The sequence below is a fragment of the Allobosea sp. ASV33 genome, from assembly GCF_016428755.1.
GTDB lineage: Bacteria > Pseudomonadota > Alphaproteobacteria > Rhizobiales > Beijerinckiaceae > Allobosea.
The window spans coordinates 1-4,662 of sequence record NZ_JAELTI010000170.1; the positions used below are offsets into that span (position 1 = coordinate 1).

Here is a 4,662-nt window from a genome sequence, read left to right on the forward strand (position 1 = left end):
TGCTCATAGGCCTCAGTAGCGTACCCGACGTAGCCGCCCGTCGAATCCGACCACGCTATCTGCATCTCGATCTCGGACGGCCGAAAGAACGCATGGTCCGAAATCGAAGCGCCGCGCTCCACCGGATGGTCCGTCAAGACCATCTCGTCCTTGCTGATCTCGCGGATGACGACATCAGGGATCAGCGTCCCGATCTGGCGGGTTCCAGTGGTCAGCAGCGCGAAGGTGTCGTCGATCAGCGCCAATTTAATCGACCTATCTTTGTGTATTTAAGTTGACAATCGTCGCCCGGCCGTGTACTAAGATACACATGATCGAAGTCCGCCAGACAGCCGTTTTCCGGGAATGGATTTCCGGACTGAAGGACCGGAAGGCTCAGGAAATCATCGCTAAGCGGATGGTTCGGATCAGCGCCGGGTTGATGGGCGACGTGAAGTATTTCGACGGAATCGGCGAACTGCGCTTCGACTACGGTCCGGGGTACCGGGTCTATTTCACCAAGAGCGGCAACGTCGTCATCATCCTGCTCTGCGGTGGTGACAAGGTCACCCAACGGGCCGACATCAAGCGGGCCATCGAAATGGCCAAGGAGGTCTGAAATGCCCCTCGAAACCACTCCCTTCGATGCAGCGGAATTCCTGACCAGCGAAGAGGCCCAGATCGAGCTTCTCAAGGACGCGATCGAGGAAGGGGACCCTACCTATATCGCCCATGCCCTCGGCGTGGTCGCGCGCGCTCGTGGCGTGTCTGAGTTTGCTCGCGAGACAGGGCTAAGCCGGGAAGCGATCTACAAGGCGTTCAAACCGGGAGGGAACCCGACGTTAGACACCCTCACGAAGGCTACGAAAGCTCTGGGACTGAAGCTCACCCTCGTTGCGGCATGAACCTCTCCGCGTTGACGCGCGACCTATCACTGGTAGGTTGCACACAACGCTGGAGATGAACAATGCGCCTGATACTGCTGTCCCTCGCTTTGCTTCTGAGCACTGCGGCTTGGGCGGCGGAGAAGCTTCCAACCTTTCCGAAGAACACGGACTACCGTGAAGCGCGGCGCAGCTTGATCGGCTTGGGATACAAGCCGGTCACGTTGCCGGATTCAGATAAGTGCTCTCCCGGCGACGGCCGGTGCGAAGGCTATCCTGAGATGGCTAGCTGCGCCGGGACCGGACTGGGCCAATGCCTTTTCATCTGGCGATCGCCGACTAATGCCCTGATTGAAATCGTCACTGTTGGCGAAAATAATCCGGGTGTTTCAGCCATTCGCTGCCGGGCCAATTGTCGGTGATTGCGTACGCCATCGGGCTCGCCCTTGCGATAGAAGCACTGACGCCAGCGAAGATGCCGCGGCGTGAACCGGAAGCGGGCGATCCCTATGCCGACGTGCGGGATATGATGGTCGACAACGACTATACGCCCGTTCCTCAACCGAATGGTTGCAAGGCGACTATGCAGTTCGGTGATTTCCGGTGCAGCCTTTACCCTGAACTCCATCGCTGCGATTTCGAGGCACCCTCTACCTGCATCGCGGAGTGGCGGCACCCCAAAGGACATCGCCTTGTTGTGATCGTCGAAGGCTGGGGCGACTTTCTCCATTTCCGGGCGGCAGGGCGTCCGAAAGAGGACTAGCGGACGGCACCTTGCATATTCCTCAGCATCCGACCGTTGACGCCGTTCTGAGCTTCGGCGACGGCCGAGGCCGTGGCGCTGGGGTCCGACCCGCCGAGGATGGTGATCTCGGTCTTCTGCGCCATGTCGACATTGGTGTTGTTGTTCGCCGCCGGCGGCACGAGCGGAGAGCCGCCCGGCTGGATGCCGCTTCCGATCAGAGCAGCGTTGGACTGAACTGCAGCAAGCGATCCTGCATTCAGGTTACTGAAGGGCGTGTACGAAGGTGTGTAGCCGTCTCCTGATGCGGCTTCTTGCCTTTGGAGGAACCGGTTGAAGCTGCTGTGGAAGCGTCCGCTTCCCTGACCTTGTTCTATGCCGCCCGGCAGGCTTGTCCATGTTCCCGCGAGCGCTGCTCCGATGCCTGAGATGACCCCTGGGTCTTTGCTCTTCAGGTCAGCATCCAGATCGCGCCCAGTCTTTTTGCCATAGACCGTCTTGGCGAGATCGTATGCGGCGAGATCCTGGTTTGCTGGGCTGAAATCCTTCAGGCCCAGCTTCTTCGCTTGAGCGTCCCAGGTCGATGCGAGGAACTGATAGCGGCCAGCCGCCGAGCTAGTGCGCCCCGCGTTCGGGCCGGAAGTGATTGGCACGTTGACCCGTGGATGATCGGCGTAGCTGTCGAACTTCTTACCGCCGTACATGACGTTGTACGAATTGGCCTCTGTCGAGGCGATCGTGTCGAGAAGAGCTCGCCCCTCCGCTGGAATATTGGCGTTCGAAGCAGAAATCCCGCCAGTTGGCGCATCTTTGCCTCCGAGCCATTTCGGGGCTGTTCGCTGCCACCAAGTGCGATTGTCTTTGATGCCGTTCGTGCCATCGAACTTGTTGACACCACCAGGCCCTGCCGCCCCCCCGACAGCCCGACGCCGCGCCAGCTCTTCATCTTCGCCAGCATTAGCGGGATTGGTGCTCGCGATGAGCGCGCCACCGGCCAGGAGCGTAAGCGGGTTGATCCCAAGCTTCAGCAGCATGGCGCCCCACCCTGCCCCCACGGCGCTGAATGCGCCAAGGATGCGCAGTAACCACGACCCGACAAGCCAGACGGCGAAGGCTTCAAGCGCAACCTGCAGGCCGCTCTGCCCCGTCAGCGACTGCGCGATCTTGTCGAAAGCTTCCCATGCCGGCGTCAGGGCCTGAACCATCTTGGTGAAGGTGCCGGCAAGCCAAACTGCCGCCTTCCCGAGTTCATTGAAGAACGTGACGATCTTGTCGGCATTGCGGATCAGGAAATCATCGACGTCCTTGACGAACGAGGCCAGCGAGCGACCCAAAGTCTGTTCGAGCTTCGCGCCGATGAGCTCCGCAGTCGCTCCAAGAGAGCGCCAGGCCTGCGTGAGCTGGTTGCCGATGTCGGCGGCCTGCTTTTGATCCACGCCGAGCGCGCGCGCCTTTGTGGCATACTCGTCCATGAACCGGGTGAGGTCCCCGGACCGGATCGCGTTGTAGGTGCGCTCATCGATCCCGAGGGCCTCGAGATATTGGAGCGCGACGTATTGCGGCCTCTTCGATAGCGCCTTGGCGAGATCCTGAACGATCGCGGTCGTCTCGCGCAGCCTGCCGTTCTCGCGAGTAGCGACGCCGAGCGACTTGACTAGGCTCTCATAGCCCGGGTTGCTGCGCATCTTCTGCGCGAAGCTCTCGATCGATGCGAGCGCACCCTGATACGAGCCACCGAGCTGCGACACCGCATAGCTCAACCCCTTGATGTTCTGAACCGACGCGCCGGCGCGCTGGCTCATGAAGAACATCTCGTCAAAGCCGGCCGCAATCTTCGTGACGGCGGCGCTGACAGCCGTCGCCGCGGCGGTCAGGGAGAGCCCGAGCGCAACGGCCCCCTTCGTGGCGGTCGCCACGCTGTTCTTGAACTTGCTCTCCGAGGCCCCGTCGACCTGATAACCCAGGCTGACGAGGAACTCCTTGATCGTCTCAGCCACGGGGTTTGCTCGCTTCGTTGGCGCGCCAGGCGTTCTCGTCCATGGCAGTGATAGCGTCGTTCATGTCGGCGACGTCGCAGAGCGTCAGAGTGCCGTCGATCAGGCTCTCGTATTTGCAGAGGCCGCGGAGGACCGGGCGCATAAGCAAATCCGCTCCATCGGGGAGAACGATCGGATCGAACTCTAGGGCTGGGCGGCTGCTATCGACTTGGAGACCAGCCCGAAGAAAAAAGGGGCGAGTTCGACCACCAGCACCTTCGCCATGATCGCGACGCTATCGGCGCCGTCCATGTTGTCGTCGAGGAGGCGTTCGGACTGTGTGGCCCAGATGTTGATCCATCCCGCGTCACCGTCCCGCTTGCGCTTGACGCGCGAGAGGCACTTCGCCTGAACATAGTCATAGGTCTCGTCCGGCATCTGGGCGAGGAGGTTCGATGCGGCCTCCAAGCCCGGCATGACAGTCTCCTGGAGATTCATGTCCAGAAGCGCGCCGGGGTTCTCCTTGAGCTTGTCGAGCGTGCCGGCCGGGATCATCGCCGTGATCGACGGAAGGATGCTGACCAGGAGGGGCTGGACGCGACGCGCGACATGTTGCTGCGTCTTGGCGTCCATCGGCTCAGCCCGATAGGTCTGGCTGCCGATCGTGAATTCGACTGGCTCACGCATCAGATCGCCGCCGGCGTGCCGGTCCCGATCTTTTGGTCAATCCGGCCGGAGTTCCACGTCCACTCAACCGTTCCGCCCACCTTGCCGTTGTTGAGGTCCGGGACCTTTCGCCAGCCGCAGCCGGCGCAAGAGATGACATCGCCGCGCGCGGGGTTGCGGAGAACGATCGTGCCATCGCCGTAGGTGGCGCCTGACTGGCGCTCAGCGTTCATGGCATCGTTCAGCAGCGCGTTGGTGGGCGACGTCTTGAGCAGCCGAAGTGTCACCGTTCCGGCGCGGCCGGAATGCAGGCTGTGCATGAAAGAACCATCGGCGCCCACCGTGAGAGTGCCGATGTCATCAACCTGCGTGATGCTGATCCCCTCTTCAGCGGCGCCGGCGCCATTGCCGATCG

9 protein-coding genes are annotated in these 4,662 nt (G+C 61.5%); 4 read left to right on the forward strand and 5 right to left on the reverse strand.

What is annotated here, in order from left to right; genetic code table 11:
* Positions 1-245, reverse strand: a 245-nt coding sequence (locus JHD80_RS26610; protein WP_199093499.1) for a phage baseplate protein, incomplete at its 3' end; no start/stop codon positions are given.
* A 65-nt stretch (positions 246-310) separates the two neighbouring features.
* Between JHD80_RS26610 and JHD80_RS26615 the strand changes: the two genes are divergently transcribed.
* The 4 genes from JHD80_RS26615 to JHD80_RS26630 all read left to right on the forward strand — a co-directional run bounded on the left by JHD80_RS26615 (position 311) and on the right by JHD80_RS26630 (position 1,626).
* Positions 311-598 carry a type II toxin-antitoxin system RelE/ParE family toxin gene (locus JHD80_RS26615; RefSeq protein WP_199093501.1) on the forward strand — a complete coding sequence of 96 codons (288 nt, stop codon included), beginning with the start codon at positions 311-313 and terminating at the stop codon, positions 596-598.
* Between the two features lies 1 nt (position 599).
* Positions 600-884, forward strand: a complete 285-nt coding sequence (locus tag JHD80_RS26620) for an addiction module antidote protein (protein ID WP_199093503.1) — start codon at positions 600-602, stop codon at positions 882-884.
* A 62-nt stretch (positions 885-946) separates the two neighbouring features.
* A complete protein-coding gene (locus tag JHD80_RS26625) occupies positions 947-1,285 on the forward strand; it encodes a hypothetical protein (protein ID WP_199093505.1) in 339 nt (112 codons plus the stop codon).
* The gene (locus JHD80_RS26630) at positions 1,282-1,626 is read left to right on the forward strand and encodes a hypothetical protein (RefSeq protein ID WP_199093506.1); all 345 of its coding nucleotides are present in this window, start codon (positions 1,282-1,284) and stop codon (positions 1,624-1,626) included. Before JHD80_RS26625 ends, JHD80_RS26630 begins: the two co-directional genes overlap by 4 nt.
* On the opposite strand, the gene JHD80_RS29325 is transcribed toward JHD80_RS26630, so the two are convergent.
* From JHD80_RS29325 to JHD80_RS26650, 4 genes are all read right to left on the reverse strand, one after another.
* Positions 1,623-3,602: a glycoside hydrolase family protein gene (locus JHD80_RS29325; RefSeq protein ID WP_199093509.1), complete on the reverse strand. Its 1,980-nt coding sequence runs from the start codon at positions 3,600-3,602 to the stop codon at positions 1,623-1,625. The genes JHD80_RS26630 and JHD80_RS29325 overlap by 4 nt on opposite strands.
* A complete protein-coding gene (locus JHD80_RS26640) occupies positions 3,595-3,744 on the reverse strand; it encodes a DUF6889 family protein (RefSeq protein ID WP_210340009.1) in 150 nt (49 codons plus the stop codon). Before JHD80_RS26640 ends, JHD80_RS29325 begins: the two co-directional genes overlap by 8 nt.
* 41 nt (positions 3,745-3,785) lie before the next feature.
* The gene (locus tag JHD80_RS26645; RefSeq protein ID WP_199093511.1) at positions 3,786-4,268 is read right to left on the reverse strand and encodes a phage tail assembly chaperone; all 483 of its coding nucleotides are present in this window, start codon (positions 4,266-4,268) and stop codon (positions 3,786-3,788) included.
* Positions 4,268-4,662: tail tube family protein (locus JHD80_RS26650; protein WP_199093513.1), on the reverse strand; the 395-nt coding region annotated here is incomplete at its 5' end. The genes JHD80_RS26650 and JHD80_RS26645, both read right to left, overlap by 1 nt.

Coding starts and splice junctions, on each gene's coding strand:
- JHD80_RS26615 (WP_199093501.1), top strand. CDS start 311: ATGATCGAAGTCCGCCAGACAGCCGTTTTCCGGGAATGGATTTCCGGA.
- JHD80_RS26620 (WP_199093503.1), top strand. CDS start 600: ATGCCCCTCGAAACCACTCCCTTCGATGCAGCGGAATTCCTGACCAGC.
- JHD80_RS26625 (WP_199093505.1), top strand. CDS start 947: ATGCGCCTGATACTGCTGTCCCTCGCTTTGCTTCTGAGCACTGCGGCT.
- JHD80_RS26640 (WP_210340009.1), bottom strand. CDS start 3,744: ATGCGCCCGGTCCTCCGCGGCCTCTGCAAATACGAGAGCCTGATCGAC.
- JHD80_RS26645 (WP_199093511.1), bottom strand. CDS start 4,268: ATGCGTGAGCCAGTCGAATTCACGATCGGCAGCCAGACCTATCGGGCT.